The sequence below is a fragment of the Pantoea conspicua genome (genome assembly GCF_002095315.1).
Classification (GTDB): domain Bacteria; phylum Pseudomonadota; class Gammaproteobacteria; order Enterobacterales; family Enterobacteriaceae; genus Pantoea; species Pantoea conspicua.
The window spans coordinates 15,914-35,371 of sequence record NZ_MLFN01000047.1 but is presented as its reverse complement, the minus strand read 5'-3'; the positions used below and the strand labels follow the sequence as shown (position 1 = coordinate 35,371).

Here is a 19,458-nt window from a genome sequence, read left to right as displayed (position 1 = left end):
GCCTGAAATATGACGACGCCTGTGACCCGAAACAGGCGGTCGCGGTCGCCAACAAAGTGATCAACGACGGCATCCGCTATGTTATTGGCCATCTCTGCTCCTCATCGACCCAGCCTGCGTCTGACATCTATGAAGATGAAGGCGTGCTGATGATTACCCCCGCCGCCACCGCGCCGGATCTCACCGCCCGTGGCTACAAACTGATTATGCGCACCACCGGTCTCGACTCCGATCAGGGTCCGACCGCGGCGAAATACGCCATGACCGAGCTGAAGCCGCAGCGTATCGCTGTGGTTCACGATAAGCAGCAGTATGGCGAAGGCCTGGCGCGTTCGGTGCAGGAGAGCCTGAAAAAGCAGGGTGCCAACATCGTGATGTTTGAAGGTATCACCGCGGGCGATAAAGATTTCTCTACCCTGGTGGCGCGCTTTAAGAAAGAGAACGTCGATTTCGTCTACTTCGGCGGTTACTACCCGGAGATGGGCCAGATTGTTCGCCAGGCGCGAGCTGCCGGTCTGAAAACCCAGTTCATGGGTCCGGAAGGCGTGGGCAACGCCTCGCTGTCTAACATCGCCGGTGCTGCTTCTGAAGGGATGCTGGTGACCTTACCGAAACGCTACGATCAGGTTGAGACCAACAAACCGATTGTGGATGCGCTTAAAGCGAAGAAACTCGATCCAACCGGTCCGTTCGTCTGGACCACCTATGCCGCGCTGCAATCGCTGGCGGCCGGTATGGAGCGCAGCAAGAGCGCAGAGCCGGAAGATATTGTGAAGAACCTGAAAGAGGGCGCTGCGGTGCCAACCGTGATGGGTAACCTGAGCTGGGATCAGAAGGGCGATCTGAAAGGCTTTGAGTTCGGCGTCTTCAAATGGCATGCCGACGGTACCTCGACCGCTGTGAAGTAAATCAGGCGGTTTACTGGCGGGTCAGGTGTCGGGTAACCGCTGCCTGCTCCCCTGCAACACTAACGCCTGGTCTGTGCTGCCAGGCGTTTTTTGTACTCCGTTCGGCGACGATCGGATAAGTAAGGGTTAAGGTATGTCCGAGCAGTTCCTCTATTTTATTCAGCAGATGTTCAACGGTGTTACCCTCGGCAGCACCTATGCGCTGATCGCCATCGGTTACACCATGGTTTACGGCATCATCGGCATGATCAACTTCGCCCACGGCGAGGTTTACATGATCGGTAGCTATGTCTCCTTTATCGTGATTGCCGCCCTGATGATGATGGGCATCGACACCACCTGGCTGATGATCGCCGCCGGGTTTGTGATGGCGGTGATAATCTCCAGCGCCTACGGCTGGAGCATTGAACGCGTCGCCTACCGGCCGGTGCGCTCCTCCAAGCGTCTGATTGCGCTGATCTCCGCCATCGGCATGTCGATCTTCCTGCAAAACTACGTCAGCCTGACGCAGGGATCGCGCGACCTCGCGCTGCCGAGCCTGATTACCGGTCAGTGGACGGTGGGTGAGAGCAACGGCTTTGCCGCCACCATCTCCACCATGCAAATCGTGATCTGGGTAGTGACGTTCCTGGCGATGCTGGCGCTGACCACCTTTATTCGCTATTCGCGTATGGGCCGCGCCTGCCGAGCCTGTGCCGAAGACCTGAAAATGGCCAGCCTGCTGGGGATTAACACCGACCGCGTCATCTCACTGACCTTTGTGATCGGTGCCGCCATGGCGGCGGTGGCGGGCGTGTTGCTGGGCCAGTTTTACGGATCGATTAACCCGTTTATCGGCTTTATGGCCGGGATGAAGGCGTTTACCGCCGCAGTGCTGGGCGGCATTGGCAGTATTCCGGGCGCGATGATTGGCGGCCTGGTGCTGGGGATTGCGGAAGCGCTGACTTCCGCCTACCTGAGCACCGAGTATAAAGATGTCGTCTCCTTTGCCTTACTGATTGTGGTACTGCTGGTGATGCCGACCGGGATTCTGGGCCGTCCGGAGGTGGAAAAAGTATGAAGTCTTCCTTTCTCAACGCCCTGATTTCATCGCTGATGTTGCTGTTGCTCGCCAGCTTCTTTATGGGGCTGCGCCTCAATCTGGATGGCACTAACCTGGTGGTGCAAAACGCCGGCAGCGTGCGCTGGAACTGGATTGCGGTCGCCTGTGTGGTGGTGTTTCTGTTCCAGTTGCTGCGACCGGTCTGGCAGAGTGGCCTGAAGAAAATCTCCGGTCCGGCGCTGGTGCTGCCGGGCATCGATGGCTCTACGCCAAAGCAAAAGCTGGTGATGGCGGTGATGATCGTGGCGGCGCTCGCCTGGCCTTTCCTGGTGTCGCGCGGCACGGTTGATATCGCCACCATGACGCTGATCTACGTGATGCTCGGTCTCGGGCTGAACGTAGTGGTCGGCCTGTCGGGCCTGCTGGTTTTAGGCTACGGCGGCTTCTACGCTATCGGTGCTTATACCTTCGCCCTGCTGAACCACTATTACGGGCTCGGCTTCTGGCAGTGCCTGCCGCTCTCGGGCATGGTGGCAGCGCTGTTTGGTCTGCTGCTGGGCTTCCCGGTGTTACGATTGCGCGGCGACTATCTGGCGATTGTGACGCTGGGCTTTGGTGAGATCGTGCGTATTCTGCTGCTCAACAATACGGCGCTGACCGGTGGTCCGAACGGCATTAGTCAGATCCCGAAACCGACCTTCTTTGGTCTGGAGTTTGGCCGTACGCCGCGCGAAGGCGGCTGGGATACTTTCCACCACTTCTTCGGCCTGAAATACGATCCCAGCGACCGGATTATCTTCCTTTATCTGGTAGCGTTGCTGCTGGTGGTGCTGACGCTGTTTGTGATTAACCGCCTGTTACGCATGCCGCTGGGCCGCGCCTGGGAAGCGTTGCGTGAGGATGAGATTGCCTGCCGTTCACTGGGTCTCAGCCCGACCCGCATCAAACTGACGGCCTTTACCATCAGCGCCGCCTTCGCCGGCTTTGCCGGTAGCCTGTTCGCCGCGCGTCAGGGCTTTGTCAGCCCGGAATCCTTTACCTTTGTCGAATCGGCGTTTGTGCTGGCGATTGTGGTACTGGGCGGTATGGGCTCGCAGTTTGCGGTGATTCTGGCCGCCATTCTGCTGGTGGTTTCCCGTGAGCTGATGCGTGACCTCAACGAGTACAGCATGCTGGTGCTGGGAGGATTAATGGTGCTGATGATGATCTGGCGTCCGCAGGGACTGTTGCCGATGAAGCGTCCGCATCTGAAGCTGAGACAGGGTAAGCAAGGAGAACAGGCATGAATCAGCCTTTATTAGCCGTTGAAGGCCTGATGATGCGCTTCGGCGGCCTGTTAGCCGTTAACAACGTTTCGCTGGCGCTGCATCCGCAGGAGATCGTCTCGCTGATCGGGCCAAACGGTGCCGGGAAAACCACGGTGTTCAACTGCCTGACCGGCTTTTACAAGCCAACCGGCGGCAGCATTAAACTGCGTGAGCAGCATCTGGAAGGGCTGCCTGGCCAGAAGATTGCACGGATGGGGATTGTGCGCACCTTCCAGCACGTGCGTCTGTTTCGCGAAATGACGGTGATTGAAAACCTGCTGGTGGCGCAACATCAGCATCTGAAGAGCGGGCTGTTTGCCGGCCTGCTGAAGACCCCGGCGTTTCGCCGCAGTGAAGGCGAGGCGCTGGATCGCGCGGCCAACTGGCTGGAGCGGGTCGGTCTGCTGGATCTGGCTAACCGCCAGGCCGGAAATCTGGCTTATGGTCAGCAGCGCCGTCTGGAGATTGCGCGCTGCATGGTCACGCGCCCGGAAATTCTGATGCTGGATGAGCCGGCGGCGGGCCTTAACCCCAAAGAGACCCACGAACTGGATGAGCTGATCGCCGAACTGCGCGGTGAGCACAAGGTGTCAGTGCTGTTGATTGAACATGATATGAAACTGGTGATGGGCATTTCTGATCGCATTTACGTGGTTAATCAGGGAACGCCATTGGCTAACGGTACGCCGGAAGAGATTCGTAATAACCCGGACGTGATCCGTGCCTATTTAGGAGAGGCGTAAGATGGCAAATGCGATGTTAACCATTGAGAACGTGAGCGCCCATTACGGCAAAATCCAGGCGTTACATAACGTCAGCCTCTACATCAATCAGGGCGAAATCGTCACCCTGATTGGGGCCAACGGCGCCGGGAAAACCACGCTGCTCGGCACCCTGTGTGGTGAGCCGCGGGCCACCCACGGCACCATCACCTTTGACGGTAAAACCATTACTGACTGGCAAACGGCGCGCATCATGCGTGAAGCGATCGCCATCGTACCGGAAGGCCGTCGGGTGTTTGCGCGCATGACGGTGGAAGAGAATCTGGCGATGGGCGGCTTTTTTGCCAGCCGCCCGCAATATCTGGAGCGGATCAAGCGCGTTTATCAACTGTTCCCGCGGCTGGAGGAGCGCAAAATCCAGCGGGCCGGCACCATGTCCGGCGGTGAGCAGCAGATGCTGGCAATTGGTCGTGCGCTGATGAGCCAGCCCCGCCTGCTGCTGCTGGATGAGCCGTCGCTGGGTCTGGCGCCGATTATCATTCAGCAGATTTTCGACACCATCGAACAGCTGCGCAGCGAAGGGATGACCATCTTCCTGGTGGAGCAGAACGCGAATCAGGCGCTGAAGCTGGCGGATCGGGGCTATGTGCTGGAGAACGGCCATGTGGTGCTGGAAGACACAGGCGCAGCACTCCTTTCCAACGAAGCCGTCCGCAGCGCGTATTTGGGTGCCTGATGGGGCACGGCCTGGCTTGCTTGCCAGGTTGCGGTTGGACAGTGCTCGCCATCCTCACGTATATGTGTACGCTCCGGTGGATGCGCGCTTTGGTACACAGGCCTGGCTTACTGGTCAGGTTGTGGTTGGGCAGTGCTCGCCATCCTCACGTACTACGTGTACGCTCCGGTGGCTGCGCGCTGTCCGCCCGCAACCTGCCTGCGCCGCCGACGGCCTTCAAAATGAGTGTGGGATGCGCCGCCGACGGCCTTCGAAATGGGTGTGGGATGTACCGCCGTCAGTCTTTGAGTTTGGTGAAGTAAAAATCCGATCCGGGCGTTTTCACTGCCCCACCGCTCTGCAAATTATGTAACCAAAATCTGGCTGTGGTGACGCGTTACCGCTGCGCTGCCAGCCTCCTCTTTTCCGCTTACCGGCCTGACACCCGGCTGTCATCTTTCTGTTATTAATCCTTCATTTCCCCGTGTCATGTTACTTCGCGAAACAGAAATCCGTGATTTCACGCGTATTTACCTGCACAGGAAAATTCTATGTCCGTCGTTACCTATCGTCGTAGCCTGATCAGCGCGCTGCTTGGCCTGACGCTCAGCGGCCAGGCGCTGGCCGCCACTGAGATCCCCTTCTGGCACTCTATGGAAGGCGAGTTAGGCAAAGAAGTTGATTCGCTGGCACAACGGTTTAACCAGGCCCATCCCGATTATAAAATTGTTCCGACCTACAAAGGTAACTACGAGCAGAGCCTGGCGGCAGGTATCGCGGCAGTGCGCAGCGGCAAAGCCCCTGCGGTGCTGCAGGTCTATGAGGTAGGTACGGCGACCATGATGGCCTCACAGGCGATTGTGCCGGTGCATCAGGTGTTTAAAGATGCCGGTATTCCGTTTGATGAAAAGCAGTTTGTACCGACGGTGGCGGGCTACTACAGCGACAGCAAAGGTCAGCTGATCTCTCAACCGTTCAACAGCTCGACGCCGGTGCTCTACTACAACAAAGACGCCTTCAAAAAAGCAGGGCTTAACCCGGACCAGCCGCCAAAAACCTGGCAGGAGCTGGCGAAAGATGCGGCGGCGCTGCGTAAAGCGGGCATGAGCTGTGGTTACGCCAGTGGCTGGCAGGGCTGGATTCAGATCGAAAACTTCAGCGCCTGGCATGCGCTGCCGGTGGCGACCGAAAACAACGGCTTTGACGGGCTCAACGCGGTGCTGGAGTTCAACAAACCGGTGCAGGTTCGTCACATCCAGATGCTGGAAGAGATGAACAAGAAAGGGGACTTCACCTATTTTGGCCGCAAAGATGAGTCCACCGCCAAGTTCTACAACGGTGACTGCGGCATCACCACCGCCTCATCCGGTTCGCTGGCGGATATCCGCCACTACGCCAAATTCAACTTTGGCGTCGGCATGATGCCGTATGACGACACCGTTCCTGATGCACCACAAAACGCCATCATCGGCGGAGCCAGCCTGTGGGTGATGAAGGGTAAAGATGCGGCCACTTACAAAGGCGTCGCTGAGTTCATGCAATTCCTCGCCCAGCCGGAAATCGCCGCGGAATGGCATCAGAAAACCGGCTATCTGCCGATTACCACCGCCGCCTATGAGCTGAGCAAACAGCAGGGTTTCTACGATAAAAATCCGGGTGCCGATATCGCTACCCGTCAGATGCTGAACAAGCCGCCATTGCCGTTCACCAAAGGGATGCGTCTCGGCAACATGCCGCAGATTCGTACCGTGGTGGATGAAGAGCTGGAGAGCGTCTGGACCGGTAAACAGTCGCCGCAAAGCGCACTGGATAATGCGGTTAAACGCGGCAACGATCTGCTGCGTCGTTTCCAGCAGCAGGTGAAGTAACCCGCTCTACCGGGCCAGCACAGGCTGGCCCTTTTTCTTTCTGAATCAGAGTACGCCATGTCCTCATCTCGTCCGGTATTTCGCACCAGCCTGTTGCCCTATCTTTTGGTGCTGCCGCAACTGTTGATCACCGCCATCTTCTTTCTCTGGCCTGCGGGTGAAGCCTTATGGTATTCGTTGCAAAGCCTCGATCCTTTTGGCATCTCCAGCACCTTCGTCGGGCTGGAGAATTTTAAACGGCTGTTTGCCGATCCTTACTATCTGGAATCATTCTGGACTACCATCAAATTCAGCGGCCTGGTCACCGTGTGCGGCATGGTGCTGTCGCTGCTGCTGGCGGCGCTGGTAGATTACGTGGTGCGACTGCGCAAACTTTACCAGACGCTGCTGCTGCTGCCCTACGCCGTTGCGCCGGTCGTGGCAGCGGTGCTGTGGATGTTTCTGTTCAATCCCGGCCTTGGCCTGTTCAGCTACCTGTTGAACCACATCGGCTACAACTGGAACTATGCGCAAAACAGCGGTCAGGCGATGTTCCTGATTGTACTGGCGTCAATCTGGCAACAGATGAGCTACAACTTTCTGTTTTTCTTCGCCGCGCTGCAATCAATCCCCAAATCGCTGGTGGAAGCCGCCGCCATTGACGGTGCCGGCCCGGTGCGTCGCTTCTTCAACCTTTCTCTGCCGCTGATTACCCCGGTCAGCTTCTTCCTGCTGGTGGTGAACCTGATTTACGCCTTCTTCGATACCTTCCCGGTGATCGACGCGGCGACAGGCGGCGGGCCGGTGCAGGCCACCACCACGCTGATCTACAAAATCTATCGCGAAGGCTTCACCGGTCTGGATCTCTCCTCATCCGCTGCCCAGTCGGTGGTGCTGATGGTGCTGGTGATCGGCCTGACGGTGATTCAGTTCCGCTTTGTTGAACGTAAGGTGCAATACCAATGATTGAGAATCGACGCGGACTGGATATTTTCAGCCACATCGTGCTGATACTGGGCGTGCTGACTATCCTGTTCCCGCTCTATGTTGCCTTTGTGGCGGCCACGCTGGATAACGAGGCGGTCTATCAGGTGCCGATGACGCTGGTGCCCGGCACGCACCTGTGGGAAAACGTCTCGCGCATCTGGACCCACGGCGTGAACGGCAACGGCCCGGCATTCGGCCTGATGCTGCTCAACAGCACGATCATGGCGCTTGGGATCACCATCGGCAAAATCACCGTCTCGATGCTGTCAGCCTTTGCCCTGGTCTGGTTCCGCTTTCCGCTGCGCACGCTGTTCTTCTGGCTGATTTTCATCACCCTGATGCTGCCGGTCGAGGTGCGTATTTTCCCGACGGTACAGGTGATCGCCGATCTGAACCTGCTTGACAGTTATAGCGGCCTGACCCTGCCGCTGATGGCGTCAGCGACCGCCACCTTTTTGTTCCGCCAGTTCTTTATGTCGCTGCCGGATGAACTGGTGGAAGCTGCGCGTATCGATGGCGCCAGCGCGATGCGTTTCTTCCGCGATATCGTGCTACCGCTGTCGAAAACCAACCTGGCGGCACTGTTCGTGATCACTTTTATCTACGGCTGGAATCAGTATCTCTGGCCGCTGCTGATTATCAATGATGCCAGCCTCGGTACGGCGGTCGCGGGGATCAAAAGTATGATCTCCACCAGCGGTTCACCGACCCAGTGGAACGAAGTGATGGCGGCGATGTTATTAACCCTGATTCCACCGGTGGTGGTGGTATTGGTCATGCAGCGTGCCTTTGTGCGCGGCCTGGTTGAGAGTGAGAAATAAGATGGCAGGCGTAACCCTTCAGGCAGTGACCAAGTCCTATGATGGTAAAAATCAGATCATTCAGCCGCTGAACGTCACGGTGAATGATGGCGAGTTTATGGTGATGGTGGGCCCCTCCGGCTGCGGGAAATCGACCCTGCTGCGGATGGTGGCGGGCCTGGAGCGGGTCAGCTCCGGCGACATCTATATCGACAACAAACGCGTCACGCAGGAAGAGCCAAAAGATCGTGGCATTGCGATGGTGTTCCAGAACTATGCGCTCTATCCCCATATGTCAGTGGAAGAGAATATGGCCTATGGCCTGAAGATCCGCGGCATGGGCAAAGAGCAGATTCGGCTGCGGGTGCTGGACGCCGCGCGCAGCCTTGAGCTGGATCATCTGCTGACCCGCCGGCCACGTGAGCTCTCCGGCGGCCAGCGTCAGCGCGTTGCCATGGGGCGCGCCATCGTGCGTGAACCGGCGGTGTTTCTGTTCGATGAACCGCTCTCCAATCTGGATGCACGGCTGCGGGTGCAGATGCGTCTCGAACTGCAACAGCTGCATCGGCGTTTGCAGACCACCAGCCTCTATGTCACGCACGATCAGGTCGAAGCGATGACGCTGGCGCAGCGGGTGATGGTAATGAACAAAGGCGTGGTTGAGCAGCTGGGCACGCCGGTTGAGGTTTACGAGCGTCCCGCCAGTCAGTTCGTCGCCTCGTTTATCGGCGCACCGGCGATGAATCTGCTGAAAGGGCAGTTCAACAGTGACGGCACGCGCTTTAATCTGGACGCGTCGCACGCTTTGCCACTCAGCGAAAGCAAGGCGAAGTGGGCCAACCGTCCGGTGGTGTCAGGTATCCGGCCGGAACATATTCAGCTTAGCAGCCGTGAGCAGGGCGGCGTGCCGCTGCGGGTAGATACGCTGGAGATGCTGGGTGCCGACAATCTTGCGCATGGCCGCATCGGTGATACGCCGCTGGTGGTACGCTTAGCCCATAGCGAGCGGCCACAGCCTGGCAGCACGCTGTGGCTGCATCTGCCGGCAGATGCGTTACACTTCTTCGATTCAACCCATGGAAAGCGTCTGGAATGAGCACACAACACTGGCCCTATCCGCACATCGTCGCGCATCGCGGCGGCGGTAAACTGGCACCGGAAAATACCCTGGCGGCAATTGACGTCGGGGCGAAATATGGTCATCAGATGATTGAATTTGATGCCAAATTGTCGGGCGACGCGCAGATCTTCCTGCTGCACGATGACACGCTGGATCGCACCAGCAACGGCTGGGGCGTTGCCGGGCAGTTGCCGTGGGAGAAACTGTCGCAACTTGATGCCGGCAGCTGGTTCAGTAAGGCGTTTAATGGCGAAAAGCTGGCGCGGCTGGATCAGGTAGCGGATCGCTGCCGTCAGCATCAGATGATGGCGAATATCGAAATCAAACCGACCACCGGCAGCGAAGCAGAAACCGGGCGCGCCGTGGCGCAGGCGGCAGCCAGCCTGTGGCACGGACAAACAGCACCGTTGCTCTCTTCTTTCTCGTATGAGGCGCTGGAAGCGGCGATGCAGGCGGAACCGCAGCTGCCGCGTGGCTTGCTGTCACACAGCTGGGATAATGAGTGGCGCGAGAAAACGGCGGCGCTGGCCTGCGTTTCGATTCATCTCAATCACAAAGTGCTGACCGAAGCACGGGTGGGGGAGCTGAAAGCGGCGGGCCTGAAGATTCTGGCCTATACCGTAAACAGCCCGGAGCGGGCGCGGGAACTGCTGAAATGGGGCGTTGATGCCATTTGTACCGACTGCATCGACATCATCGGCCCCGATTTTAGTTAGTTCTGATTCTGATTCTGCTGACCCGGCTGCGTGTTAATCACTCGTTGCTGGGCGCTGTTACGCTGCTCCTGCATTTTACGCTGCATATCCTGAGTCTGACGCTGCTGATCCTGACGCAGCTTCAACTGTTGCTGCTGCTGTTGCGTCTGCATCTGGCTCTGCATCCGTTGCTGGCTCGGGTTATAGCCTGGCCGGTTGGGATCGTTGGTACTGTTCAGCGTGTTCGCCAGCGTGGCGAAGGGCAGCAGAGCCGCCAAAGCAATAATCCACTTCTTCATCATTCCTCCTTCCTCAAAGCGACAGGTGCTGGATGCTGAACGCTATCGTCTGGCGTCCAGGGTCGCACGCATAAGTTTACGCGATATCACAGACCTTACCTTCAGATGTAATCCTGATTTGACTTAACCCTGATTATTTTGCTGTATTTGTAGCCACTTGCGTAAATGATAAAAAAATGTAAATAACAACACGGGATGGTGGCAGGATGAAAATGCAACAAACAGTGCGTCAGCTTAGCTGGTCGCTGGTGATGAGTTTTACCGTGGTGGCAGGCGCTCACGCCGCACCAACCCAGGCACCGCCGGTCTCCTACGGCGTGGACAGTGACACTTTCCATCCGGTAAAAGCACAGCACGGCATGGTGGCGTCGGTCGATGCGATGGCAACCCAGGTCGGGGTCGGGATACTGCGTCAGGGCGGCAACGCCGTCGATGCGGCAGTGGCGGTGGGCTTTGCGCTGGCCGTCACCCATCCGCAGGCCGGTAACCTCGGCGGCGGCGGGTTTATGCTGCTGCGCTCTGCTTCCGGCCGCGCCACCGCTATCGATTTCCGTGAAATGGCACCGGGACACGCGTCGCGCGACATGTTTCTGGATAAGCAGGGTAACGCCGACAGCAAGCTGTCGCTGACATCACATCTCGCCTCCGGTACGCCGGGCACTGTGGCCGGGCTGGCGCTGGCTGCGCAAAAATATGGCACGCTGCCGCTGAGCACCCTGCTGGAACCAGCGATTAAACTGGCGCGTGACGGTATTCCGGTCAACGACGCGCTGGCGGATGACCTGAAAACCTACGGCAAAGAGGTGCTGATTAACCATCCCAACAGCAAAGCGATCTTCTATAAAGCGGACGGCACGCCGTGGCAGAAGGGCGATCGACTGGTGCAGAAAAACCTCGCTCACAGCCTGCAATTGATTGCCCGTCAGGGACCAGATGCCTTTTATAAAGGTGCTATCGCCGATGAGATCGCGGGTGAGATGGCGCAACACGGCGGTCTGATCAACAAGGCGGACCTGGCGGCTTATCGCGCCGTTGAACGTAAGCCGATCAGCGGCACCTATCGTGGCTATGAAGTCTTCTCGATGCCACCGCCGTCGTCCGGTGGTATCCACATCGTGCAGATCCTCAATATCCTCGAAAACTTCGATCTGGCGAAGATGGGCTTTGGCAGCGCGGATGCGATGCAGGTGATGGCCGAAGCGGAGAAATATGCCTATGCGGACCGCTCTGAATATCTCGGCGACCCCGATTTCGTTAAGGTGCCGTGGCAGGCATTAACCAGCAAAGCCTACGCCAAAAGCCTGGCACAGCAGATTGATGTCGCCAAAGCGCGCCCGTCCAGTGAGATCAAACCCGGCAAGCTCGAACCTTACGAAAGTAACCAGACCACCCATTTCTCGGTGGTGGATAAACAGGGCAATGCGGTGGCGGTGACCTACACCCTGAACACCTACTTCGGCAGCGGTATTGTGGCGGGTAACAGCGGTATCCTGATGAATAACGAAATGGATGATTTCTCAGCCAAGCCGGGAACGCCAAACGTCTACGGGCTGGTTGGCGGTGAAGCCAATGCGGTGCAACCGGCGAAACGACCGCTCTCTTCGATGTCACCGACCATTGTGGCCAAAGGCGGCAAAACCTGGCTGGTCACCGGCAGTCCGGGTGGCAGTCGTATCATCACCACGGTATTGCAGATGGTGGTGAACAGCATCGATTTCGGAATGAACGTCGCCGAAGCGACCAATGCGCCGCGTTTCCATCATCAGTGGCTGCCCGATCAGCTGCGCGTTGAGAAAGGCTTCAGCCCGGATACGCTGCGTCTGCTGGAAAGCAAAGGCCAGCATGTGAAAGTGCTGCCAGCGATGGGCAGTACCCAGAGCATTATGATTGGTCCGGATGGGATGTTGTATGGCGCGTCCGACCCGCGCAGCATCGACGATCTCAGCGCCGGTTATTAAGGCACAAGGGCACCCCAGGGTGTAACGCTGGTCAGCTAAGCAGCAGGTGATAACGCAGTCTGGCACCGCTCAGGGGCTGGCGGTCCTCGCGCCGCTGCGCGGTTCCTTCACTTCATTCCTCTGCCTGATGGACCGCCGGGGATGGCACATCCTGTGCCGCCCCGCCTTTCGCCCGCGTCCTGCGGGCTCTCCTGGCCGACTCATTCTGTTCAGCGCTGCGGATTGCCTGCCCCTGATTGGCCCCCGCCTGCTCTGAGGCTTCAGTGTGTATTGCTAAAAAGGGCGCTCAGGCTCGCACTCCGGCACGCTCACCCAGTAAAAAAAGGCTGCCACGTCTGACCGTGACAGCCTTTGCAAATTTAACCTTAACTGACGAGCATCACACCTCGCGGTGCCCTTTCTTATTCAGAGGCGTCAGGATTTCAGCCGCGCCATGAAATGGACATCGATCAACTCGCCATAGCGCATCGCATATCGTCTTGCCGTTCCCTCGATCTCAAAGCCGAAACGACGATAAAGGGCGATAGCCGGGGCATTATCAACAAACACCGTCAGTTCCATCCGCGAGACCTGCAGCCAGTTGTCGCATAAGTTGACCATCTCCTGCATCAGGGCGCGGCCCACACCGCGCTGGCGATAATTTTCATCGACCCCCATGCCCAGGGTGGCGGAGTGACGCCGCCGGGCGCGCTCGGGCACTTCCAGGGCACATTGCCCGACCACTTCATCATCCATACAGGCGACCAGCAGATGCACCCCTGACCGGGGCGTGCTGAGCCGGGTCTGCCACATCTGCAACGACGAGTGAGGGAGTTGTAGCGTGTTCGCCTGGGTATCGGGCTGGCTATAAATGCGCTGCAGGGCGACCGCATCTTCCGGCGTAACGTGGCGAATGGTGATCTCACTCATGGTGCCTCCCGATGGATTAGATGGATAAATCCCTTTTAACATCAAGGGAAAGCGCGCATAAATCAACAAAATTTCGCCAGAATAGCTTTACAGATACGAATGATAATGATTATTATTGCGATGCGTTCCCGGGATGTCGCCCGACAGCCTGAGAAAGCACGACATTGCTCACATTGCTTCCAGTATTATTTAGCCAGCACAGATGCTGGCTTTTTTTTGGCTGCCACTCCTTCAAACCGTTTCCGTCTCCGCTGCACGCTTGTTCAATTATTCTGAACAGAGGCGTGAACTTTTTCAGCTATCAATCAATGAGCCGCAGGGAGAGACTATAAAAAACATTGAGGAGATTTGAACATGATTTATCTACGTAAAGCAGAAGAACGCGGTCACGCGAACCACGGCTGGCTCGATAGCTGGCACACCTTTTCCTTTGCCAGCTATCACGACGCTAACTTTATGGGTTTCTCCGCGCTGCGGGTGATCAATGAAGATGTAGTGGAAGGCGGCCAGGGCTTTGGTACCCATCCCCATAAGGATATGGAGATTCTGACTTACGTGCTCTCCGGAACGGTTGAGCATCAGGACAGCATGGGCAACAAAGAGCAGATCCCAGCCGGGGAGTTTCAGATCATGAGCGCCGGCACCGGTGTACGTCACTCTGAGTACAATGCCAGCGCCACCGAGCCGCTGCATCTGTATCAGATCTGGATCATTCCTGAGCGTACCGGCATTGAGCCACGCTACGATCAGCGCCGTTTTCCGGATGTGCAGGGACGTCAGCTGGTGCTCAGCCCGGATGCGCGTGACGGCTCACTGAAGGTCTATCAGGATATGACCTTATCGCGCTGGGTGCTGGCGGCGGGTGAACAGGATAACGTGGCGATCGATGCCGGTCGTCGCATCTGGATTCAGGTGGTGAAAGGGGATGTCACCGTCAACGGGCAGGCTGTCACCACCAGCGATGCGCTGGCAATCTGGGATGAAAGCGCCCTGACCATTGAGGCCAGCAGCGCCGCCGAAGTCCTGCTGTTTGATCTGCCACCGGTCTGATTCGGTTACGGGCGCGTCTCGTCGCGCCCGGTTGGCAATCTGGTGACAGAAAAGTGATAGACTCATCGTACTGAAGCTATAAGGGCGATCCCAGGCGCTACGATGAAGAAGAAAAGACCGGTATTACAGGACGTTGCCGATCGCGTCGGCATTACAAAAATGACCGTCAGCCGTTACCTGCGTAATCCTGAGCAGGTCTCCATTGCTCTGCGCGATAAAATTGCGGTGGCGCTGGATGAGCTGGGTTATATCCCCAACCGCGCGCCCGATATGCTCTCAAACGCGACCAGCCGTGCCATTGGCGTGCTGCTGCCGTCGCTCACCAACCAGGTCTTCGCCGATGTGTTGCGCGGTATTGAAGCGGTCACTGATGACGCGGGCTACCAGACGCTGGTAGCTCACTTCGGCTATAACCCACAAAAAGAAGAGTTACAGCTGCGCTCGCTGCTGGGCTGGAACATTGATGGCGTGATCCTGACGGAACGAACCCATACTGCCGGCACGCTGCGGATGCTGGAAGTGGCTGGCATACCGGTGATTGAGGTGATGGACAGCGTCACCCCGTGCCTGGACATGGCGGTAGGCTTCGATAATGTGGAAGCGGCGCGGCAGATGACGCAGGCGATCCTCAGCAAAGGTCACCGTCACACCGTCTACCTCGGGGCACGACTCGATGAACGTACGCTGCAAAAGCAGCGCGGCTATGAAGCGGCGATGCGCGAAGCGGGACTGACGCCGCGCAGCGTCATGATGGAAGATGCTTCATCGTTCAGCGCCGGCTGTGATCTGCTGCGTGAGGCGCAACGGCTCTATCCTGAAACGGATAGCCTGTTCTGTACCAACGATGACCTGGCCGTCGGGGCGATGTTTGAATGCCAGCGACAGGGCTTGCAGGTGCCGGGCCAGATGGCGATAGCCGGTTTCCACGGGCATGACATCAGTCAGGTGGTGACGCCGCAGCTGGCAACAGTACTGACGCCGCGTGACCGGATGGGGCGAGAAGCGGCTGCACTGCTGCTGGCGCGTATCGGCGGGGAGAGCAGCGCCAATCAGTTGCTTGATGTCGGTTTCGAAATCAGTGAAGGTGGCAGCATCTGATTCTGGCAATTTTATGAGTCAGCTCACACTTTCGTGCTTTTCCCGGTAAAAAGGTTGCCAGGCTGTTAAGCGGTCAAGACAATGAGAAACGACATTGTTATCGGTAACATTGGCAAATTCACACCTGCCGGAGCAGAAAAATGACAACGCAATCCCCGTCGCATCACGTTTTTATCCTGATGGGCGTTTCAGGCAGCGGTAAGTCTGCCGTCGCCAACCAGGTTTCGCATCAACTGAATACCGCCTTTCTCGACGGTGATTTTCTCCATCCGCGTGCCAATATCCTGAAAATGGCTGACGGTCATCCGCTGGATGATAACGATCGTCAGCCGTGGTTACAGGCGCTGAACGATGCTGCGTTTGCGATGCAGCGCACCCAGGCGATTTCGGTGATTGTCTGCTCGGCGCTGAAAAAAAGTTATCGCGATATTCTGCGTCACGGTAATGACAACCTGCGTTTCGTCTATCTGAAAGGCGACTTCGATACCATCGAAGCCCGTCTCAAAGCGCGTAAAGGTCACTTCTTCAAGCCGCAAATGCTGGTCACCCAGTTTGCGACGCTGGAAGAACCGGGCAGCGATGAGCCGGATGTACTGGTGGTGGATATCGATCATTCACTCGACGAGGTTGTGGCGGCTACGGTTGCGACTATCAGGGACGCAATCAGCCAGGGTTAGAGATGAATACCGCAACACTTGTACTGACCGCAGCAGGCTCCGTCCTGCTGCTGCTTTTTCTGGTGATGAAAGCGCGTATGCACGCCTTTGTCGCCCTGATGTTAGTGTCGATTGGTGCCGGGCTGTTCTCCGGCATGCCGCTGAATCAGATCGCCGAAACCATGCAGAAGGGGATGGGCGGTACGCTCGGCTTCCTCGCCATCGTGGTGGCGCTGGGCGCGATGTTCGGCAAAATCCTGCATGAAACCGGGGCGGTCGATCAGATCGCTATCCGGATGCTGAAAACCTTTGGTCAGAGCCGCGCCCATTACGCGATGGGCATTGCCGGCCTGATCTGCGCGCTGCCGCTGTTTTTTGAAGTGGCGGTGGTGCTGTTAATCAGCATCGCTTTTGCCGTGGCGCGACGTACTGGTGGCAATCTGGTTAAGCTGGTGATCCCGCTGTTTGCCGGGGTCGCCGCCGCTGCCGCCTTCCTGCTGCCGGGTCCCGCGCCAATGCTACTGGCCTCACAGATGCACGCTGACTTTGGCTGGATGATCCTGCTGGGTCTGTGCGCGGCGATCCCCGGCATGCTGATTGCCGGGCCACTGTTCGGCAACTTCATCGGTAACCATGTCTCGTTCAGCGCACCGCCGGAAGATCATCAGCCGGATGTTGATGAGAGCAAGCTGCCGTCGTTTGGCTTCAGCCTGTCACTGATTCTGTTCCCGCTGGTGCTGGTTGGCCTGAAAACCATCGGCGCACGCTTCACCACCGAAGGCACTACCCTGTATGAGTGGCTGGAGTTTATCGGTCACCCGTTTACCGCCATTCTGCTGGCGTTGCTGGTGGCGATTTACGGTCTGGCCTACCGTCAGGGCATGGACAAAGAGCGGGTGATGCAGGTATGCGGCAGCGCGCTGCAGCCGGCGGGGATTATCCTGCTGGTGATTGGCGCGGGCGGCGTGTTTAAACAAGTGCTGGTCGATTCTGGCGTCGGACCGGTGCTGGGCAATGCGCTGACCGGCGCCGGACTGCCGATTGCGCTGGCCTGCTTTATCCTGTCGGGTGCGGTGCGGGTGATTCAGGGGTCGGCGACGGTCGCCTGTCTTACCACGGTTGGATTGATTATGCCGGTGATTGAACCGCTGCACTACAGCGGCGCTCAGCTGGCGGCACTGTCGATTTGTATCGGCGGCGGGTCGATTATCATCAGCCACGTCAACGATGCCGGTTTCTGGCTGTTTGGTCGCTTCACCGGAGCCAGCGAAGCGGAAACCCTGAAAACCTGGACCCTGATGGAAACCATTCTCGGCACCGTCGGTGCGGTGGTGGGGATGATCGCCTTTACGCTGTTATCGTAACGGCGCACTCCCGGTTCCGTTCTTCCCTGCAATAATGGGGAAGAACGGGATCGGCTACAGCCTGAGGTAGGCCCGAATCCCATCGAGGAACATCTGGGTCGCCAGCATAATCAGAATCAATCCCATCAGCCGCTCCAGCGCATTGACCCCTTTGTCACCCAGCAGGCGCAGGAACAGACCTGACAGCAGCAGAATGCCCACCGTCACGCCCCAGGCGATAAGCAGCGCGCCAACCAGATGCGTCATCTGTTGCGGGTACTGATGTGACAACAGCATCAGGGTCGCCAGCAGCGAAGGCCCGGCAACCAGCGGGATCGCCAGTGGCACCAGAAACGGCTCTTCACCCGCGGGTAAACCGGTACTGCTGCTCTCTTCCGACGGGAAAATCATCTTGATGGCGATTAAGAACAGAATCACCCCGCCGGAAATCGACACCGTCTCGGTACGCAGATTGAGAAAAGCCAGAATGCGTTCGCCGGTAAACAGAAACAGCAGCATGATAATTAACGCGATCAGCATTTCGCGAATCAGCACCACTCGCCGCCGTTTCGGTTCCAGATGCTTTAAAACCGACATAAAAATCGGCAAATTGCCCAAGGGGTCCATAATTAACAACAATAATATGGTCGCTGAAATCATTTCAGTCATTCGTTTTACGCCGTCTTGTGAGCTGGAAATGGCTGTTATTAGTTACGCTGCTGAAAAAGTTAGCATAATCGAATTAATTCACTTGCCAGAAAGCCTGCATTTTGTAGAGTTGATGGTCACAGGTAAATCTTATTATTACGCAGAGCGGCGTGAAAATAACACGCCGCTCTCTCCTCTGACATGAAAAGCAGGTGTGAAACCGCCTGAGACGGACACGACATGAAGAATGTAGGTTTTGTTGGTTGGCGCGGTATGGTCGGCTCAGTGCTGATGTCCCGCATGAGCGAAGAGCGCGATTTTGATCTCATCAATCCGGTCTTCTTCTCGACGTCACAGCACGGTCAGGCGGCCCCCGCCTTTGCCGGTAAGCAGCAGGGCGTACTGCAGGATGCGTTTGATATTGAGGCACTGCGAGCGCTGGATATCATCATTACCTGCCAGGGCGGCGACTACACCAGCGAGGTCTATCCTAAGCTGCGCGACAGTGGCTGGCAGGGTTACTGGATCGATGCCGCTTCTACGCTGCGGATGAAAGACGATGCGATCATCATCCTCGATCCGGTTAACCATCAGGTGATTCGTGACGGTATCGATCGCGGCATCAAGACCTATGTCGGCGGAAACTGTACCGTCAGCCTGATGCTGATGTCACTCGGCGGGCTGTTTGCGCAGGATCTGGTGGAGTGGGCCTCCGTCGCCACCTATCAGGCCGCATCAGGCGGTGGCGCGCGTCATATGCGTGAACTGCTGACCCAGATGGGGATGCTGCACGATCACGTGGCACCTGCGCTGCAGAACCCGGCGTCGGCAATTCTCGACATCGAGCGCAGCGTCACCGACTTCACCCGCTCCGGTACGCTGCCGACTGATAACTTCGGCGTGCCGCTGGCAGGCAGCCTGATTCCGTGGATCGACAAGCAGCTGGAAAACGGTCAGAGCCGTGAAGAGTGGAAAGGTCAGGCGGAGACCAACAAGATTCTGGCGACCCGTCATGTCATCCCGGTTGATGGCTTGTGCGTGCGCGTTGGTGCGCTGCGCTGCCACAGTCAGGCGTTTACCCTGAAGCTGAAGCGTGATCTGCCGCTGGCCGAAATCGAACAACTGCTGGCGTCCCACAACGAGTGGGTCAAAGTGGTGCCGAACGATCGTGAACTGACGATGCGTGAACTGACGCCAGCCGCGGTGACCGGCACGCTGACCACGCCGGTTGGCCGGTTACGTAAACTGAATATGGGGCCGGAGTATCTCTCCGCCTTCACCGTCGGTGACCAGTTGTTATGGGGCGCGGCTGAACCGCTACGCCGTATGTTGCGGTTGTTAACTAACTAGCTGA

The 19,458-nt window shown here is 57.6% G+C and carries 20 protein-coding genes; 17 read left to right on the top strand and 3 right to left on the bottom strand.

What is annotated here, in order from left to right; genetic code table 11:
- The 10 genes from HA41_RS15135 to ugpQ form a co-directional block, all read left to right on the top strand.
- Positions 1–908 (top strand): high-affinity branched-chain amino acid ABC transporter substrate-binding protein (locus HA41_RS15135; RefSeq protein ID WP_094121474.1); only part of this gene is annotated, 908 nt, incomplete at its 5' end.
- 133 nt (positions 909–1,041) lie between these two features.
- A complete protein-coding gene (gene livH / locus HA41_RS15130) occupies positions 1,042–1,968 on the top strand; it encodes a high-affinity branched-chain amino acid ABC transporter permease LivH (RefSeq protein WP_009087789.1) in 927 nt (308 codons plus the stop codon).
- Positions 1,965–3,236: a high-affinity branched-chain amino acid ABC transporter permease LivM gene (locus tag HA41_RS15125; RefSeq protein WP_094121473.1), complete on the top strand. Its 1,272-nt coding sequence runs from the start codon at positions 1,965–1,967 to the stop codon at positions 3,234–3,236. The genes livH and HA41_RS15125 overlap by 4 nt, the downstream gene beginning before the upstream one ends.
- A complete protein-coding gene (livG, locus tag HA41_RS15120) occupies positions 3,233–4,000 on the top strand; it encodes a high-affinity branched-chain amino acid ABC transporter ATP-binding protein LivG (protein ID WP_094121472.1) in 768 nt (255 codons plus the stop codon). Before HA41_RS15125 ends, livG begins: the two co-directional genes overlap by 4 nt.
- A gap of 1 nt (position 4,001) precedes the next feature.
- Positions 4,002–4,715 (top strand): high-affinity branched-chain amino acid ABC transporter ATP-binding protein LivF, encoded by a 714-nt coding sequence (livF, locus tag HA41_RS15115; RefSeq protein ID WP_094121471.1) that lies wholly within the window; start codon positions 4,002–4,004, stop codon positions 4,713–4,715.
- Between the two features lie 530 nt (positions 4,716–5,245).
- Entirely contained in the window at positions 5,246–6,562 is a 1,317-nt protein-coding gene (gene ugpB / locus HA41_RS15110) for a sn-glycerol-3-phosphate ABC transporter substrate-binding protein UgpB (RefSeq protein WP_094121470.1), read from the top strand.
- A 57-nt stretch (positions 6,563–6,619) separates the two neighbouring features.
- The gene (gene ugpA, locus HA41_RS15105) at positions 6,620–7,507 is read left to right on the top strand and encodes a sn-glycerol-3-phosphate ABC transporter permease UgpA (RefSeq protein ID WP_094121469.1); all 888 of its coding nucleotides are present in this window, start codon (positions 6,620–6,622) and stop codon (positions 7,505–7,507) included.
- A complete protein-coding gene (gene ugpE / locus HA41_RS15100; RefSeq protein WP_094121468.1) occupies positions 7,504–8,349 on the top strand; it encodes a sn-glycerol-3-phosphate ABC transporter permease UgpE in 846 nt (281 codons plus the stop codon). The genes ugpA and ugpE overlap by 4 nt, the downstream gene beginning before the upstream one ends.
- A 1-nt stretch (position 8,350) precedes the next feature.
- Positions 8,351–9,424, top strand: a complete 1,074-nt coding sequence (locus tag HA41_RS15095) for a sn-glycerol-3-phosphate import ATP-binding protein UgpC (protein WP_094121467.1) — start codon at positions 8,351–8,353, stop codon at positions 9,422–9,424.
- Complete coding sequence (ugpQ, locus tag HA41_RS15090; RefSeq protein WP_094121466.1) at positions 9,421–10,164, top strand: glycerophosphodiester phosphodiesterase; 744 nt, start codon at positions 9,421–9,423, stop codon at positions 10,162–10,164. The genes HA41_RS15095 and ugpQ overlap by 4 nt, the downstream gene beginning before the upstream one ends.
- On the opposite strand, the gene HA41_RS15085 is transcribed toward ugpQ, so the two are convergent.
- Positions 10,161–10,442: a DUF2756 domain-containing protein gene (locus tag HA41_RS15085; RefSeq protein WP_094121465.1), complete on the bottom strand. Its 282-nt coding sequence runs from the start codon at positions 10,440–10,442 to the stop codon at positions 10,161–10,163. The genes ugpQ and HA41_RS15085 overlap by 4 nt on opposite strands.
- A gap of 206 nt (positions 10,443–10,648) precedes the next feature.
- Here HA41_RS15085 and ggt point away from each other — a divergent pair, with 206 nt between their 5' ends.
- Complete coding sequence (gene ggt, locus HA41_RS15080) at positions 10,649–12,400, top strand: gamma-glutamyltransferase (protein WP_094121464.1); 1,752 nt, start codon at positions 10,649–10,651, stop codon at positions 12,398–12,400.
- A 414-nt stretch (positions 12,401–12,814) separates the two neighbouring features.
- Here the strand turns inward: ggt and HA41_RS15070 are convergent, their stop codons facing one another.
- On the bottom strand, positions 12,815–13,309 hold the full coding sequence (locus HA41_RS15070; RefSeq protein ID WP_094121463.1) for a GNAT family N-acetyltransferase: 495 nt from the start codon (positions 13,307–13,309) through the stop codon (positions 12,815–12,817).
- 354 nt (positions 13,310–13,663) lie between these two features.
- On the opposite strand from HA41_RS15070, the gene HA41_RS15065 reads away from it, so the two are divergent.
- The 4 genes from HA41_RS15065 to gntU all read left to right on the top strand — a co-directional run bounded on the left by HA41_RS15065 (position 13,664) and on the right by gntU (position 17,477).
- On the top strand, positions 13,664–14,359 hold the full coding sequence (locus tag HA41_RS15065) for a pirin family protein (protein WP_094121462.1): 696 nt from the start codon (positions 13,664–13,666) through the stop codon (positions 14,357–14,359).
- Between the two features lie 102 nt (positions 14,360–14,461).
- Positions 14,462–15,457: a gluconate operon transcriptional repressor GntR gene (gene gntR, locus HA41_RS15060; protein WP_094121461.1), complete on the top strand. Its 996-nt coding sequence runs from the start codon at positions 14,462–14,464 to the stop codon at positions 15,455–15,457.
- 140 nt (positions 15,458–15,597) lie between these two features.
- Positions 15,598–16,134, top strand: a complete 537-nt coding sequence (gene gntK / locus HA41_RS15055) for a gluconokinase (protein ID WP_094121460.1) — start codon at positions 15,598–15,600, stop codon at positions 16,132–16,134.
- A 2-nt stretch (positions 16,135–16,136) separates the two neighbouring features.
- Entirely contained in the window at positions 16,137–17,477 is a 1,341-nt protein-coding gene (gntU, locus tag HA41_RS15050) for a gluconate transporter (RefSeq protein ID WP_010253270.1), read from the top strand.
- 54 nt (positions 17,478–17,531) lie between these two features.
- Here gntU and HA41_RS15045 read toward each other — a convergent pair whose 3' ends face one another.
- The gene (locus HA41_RS15045; RefSeq protein WP_244175131.1) at positions 17,532–18,083 is read right to left on the bottom strand and encodes a YhgN family NAAT transporter; all 552 of its coding nucleotides are present in this window, start codon (positions 18,081–18,083) and stop codon (positions 17,532–17,534) included.
- Here HA41_RS15045 and HA41_RS21450 point away from each other — a divergent pair.
- Positions 17,974–18,309: a hypothetical protein gene (locus HA41_RS21450; protein ID WP_244175132.1), complete on the top strand. Its 336-nt coding sequence runs from the start codon at positions 17,974–17,976 to the stop codon at positions 18,307–18,309. The two genes, HA41_RS15045 and HA41_RS21450, sit on opposite strands and share 110 nt — an antisense overlap.
- Positions 18,310–18,344: 35 nt before the next feature.
- The gene (gene asd, locus HA41_RS15040; protein WP_094121458.1) at positions 18,345–19,454 is read left to right on the top strand and encodes an aspartate-semialdehyde dehydrogenase; all 1,110 of its coding nucleotides are present in this window, start codon (positions 18,345–18,347) and stop codon (positions 19,452–19,454) included.
- The last annotated feature ends 4 nt before the right edge of the window (positions 19,455–19,458 follow it).

What these genes read in the sequence shown, in the direction of transcription:
- ugpB (WP_094121470.1), top strand. Translation starts at nt 5,246, where the DNA reads ATGTCCGTCGTTACCTATCGTCGTAGCCTGATCAGCGCGCTGCTTGGC.
- HA41_RS15065 (WP_094121462.1), top strand. Translation starts at nt 13,664, where the DNA reads ATGATTTATCTACGTAAAGCAGAAGAACGCGGTCACGCGAACCACGGC.
- HA41_RS21450 (WP_244175132.1), top strand. Translation starts at nt 17,974, where the DNA reads ATGATAATTAACGCGATCAGCATTTCGCGAATCAGCACCACTCGCCGC.
- HA41_RS15095 (WP_094121467.1), top strand. Translation starts at nt 8,351, where the DNA reads ATGGCAGGCGTAACCCTTCAGGCAGTGACCAAGTCCTATGATGGTAAA.
- gntU (WP_010253270.1), top strand. Translation starts at nt 16,137, where the DNA reads ATGAATACCGCAACACTTGTACTGACCGCAGCAGGCTCCGTCCTGCTG.
- ggt (WP_094121464.1), top strand. Translation starts at nt 10,649, where the DNA reads ATGAAAATGCAACAAACAGTGCGTCAGCTTAGCTGGTCGCTGGTGATG.
- livH (WP_009087789.1), top strand. Translation starts at nt 1,042, where the DNA reads ATGTCCGAGCAGTTCCTCTATTTTATTCAGCAGATGTTCAACGGTGTT.
- HA41_RS15125 (WP_094121473.1), top strand. Translation starts at nt 1,965, where the DNA reads ATGAAGTCTTCCTTTCTCAACGCCCTGATTTCATCGCTGATGTTGCTG.
- ugpA (WP_094121469.1), top strand. Translation starts at nt 6,620, where the DNA reads ATGTCCTCATCTCGTCCGGTATTTCGCACCAGCCTGTTGCCCTATCTT.
- HA41_RS15070 (WP_094121463.1), bottom strand. Translation starts at nt 13,309, where the DNA reads ATGAGTGAGATCACCATTCGCCACGTTACGCCGGAAGATGCGGTCGCC.
- gntK (WP_094121460.1), top strand. Translation starts at nt 15,598, where the DNA reads ATGACAACGCAATCCCCGTCGCATCACGTTTTTATCCTGATGGGCGTT.
- gntR (WP_094121461.1), top strand. Translation starts at nt 14,462, where the DNA reads ATGAAGAAGAAAAGACCGGTATTACAGGACGTTGCCGATCGCGTCGGC.
- livG (WP_094121472.1), top strand. Translation starts at nt 3,233, where the DNA reads ATGAATCAGCCTTTATTAGCCGTTGAAGGCCTGATGATGCGCTTCGGC.
- livF (WP_094121471.1), top strand. Translation starts at nt 4,002, where the DNA reads ATGGCAAATGCGATGTTAACCATTGAGAACGTGAGCGCCCATTACGGC.
- ugpQ (WP_094121466.1), top strand. Translation starts at nt 9,421, where the DNA reads ATGAGCACACAACACTGGCCCTATCCGCACATCGTCGCGCATCGCGGC.
- ugpE (WP_094121468.1), top strand. Translation starts at nt 7,504, where the DNA reads ATGATTGAGAATCGACGCGGACTGGATATTTTCAGCCACATCGTGCTG.
- HA41_RS15045 (WP_244175131.1), bottom strand. Translation starts at nt 18,083, where the DNA reads ATGGACCCCTTGGGCAATTTGCCGATTTTTATGTCGGTTTTAAAGCAT.
- HA41_RS15085 (WP_094121465.1), bottom strand. Translation starts at nt 10,442, where the DNA reads ATGAAGAAGTGGATTATTGCTTTGGCGGCTCTGCTGCCCTTCGCCACG.
- asd (WP_094121458.1), top strand. Translation starts at nt 18,345, where the DNA reads ATGAAGAATGTAGGTTTTGTTGGTTGGCGCGGTATGGTCGGCTCAGTG.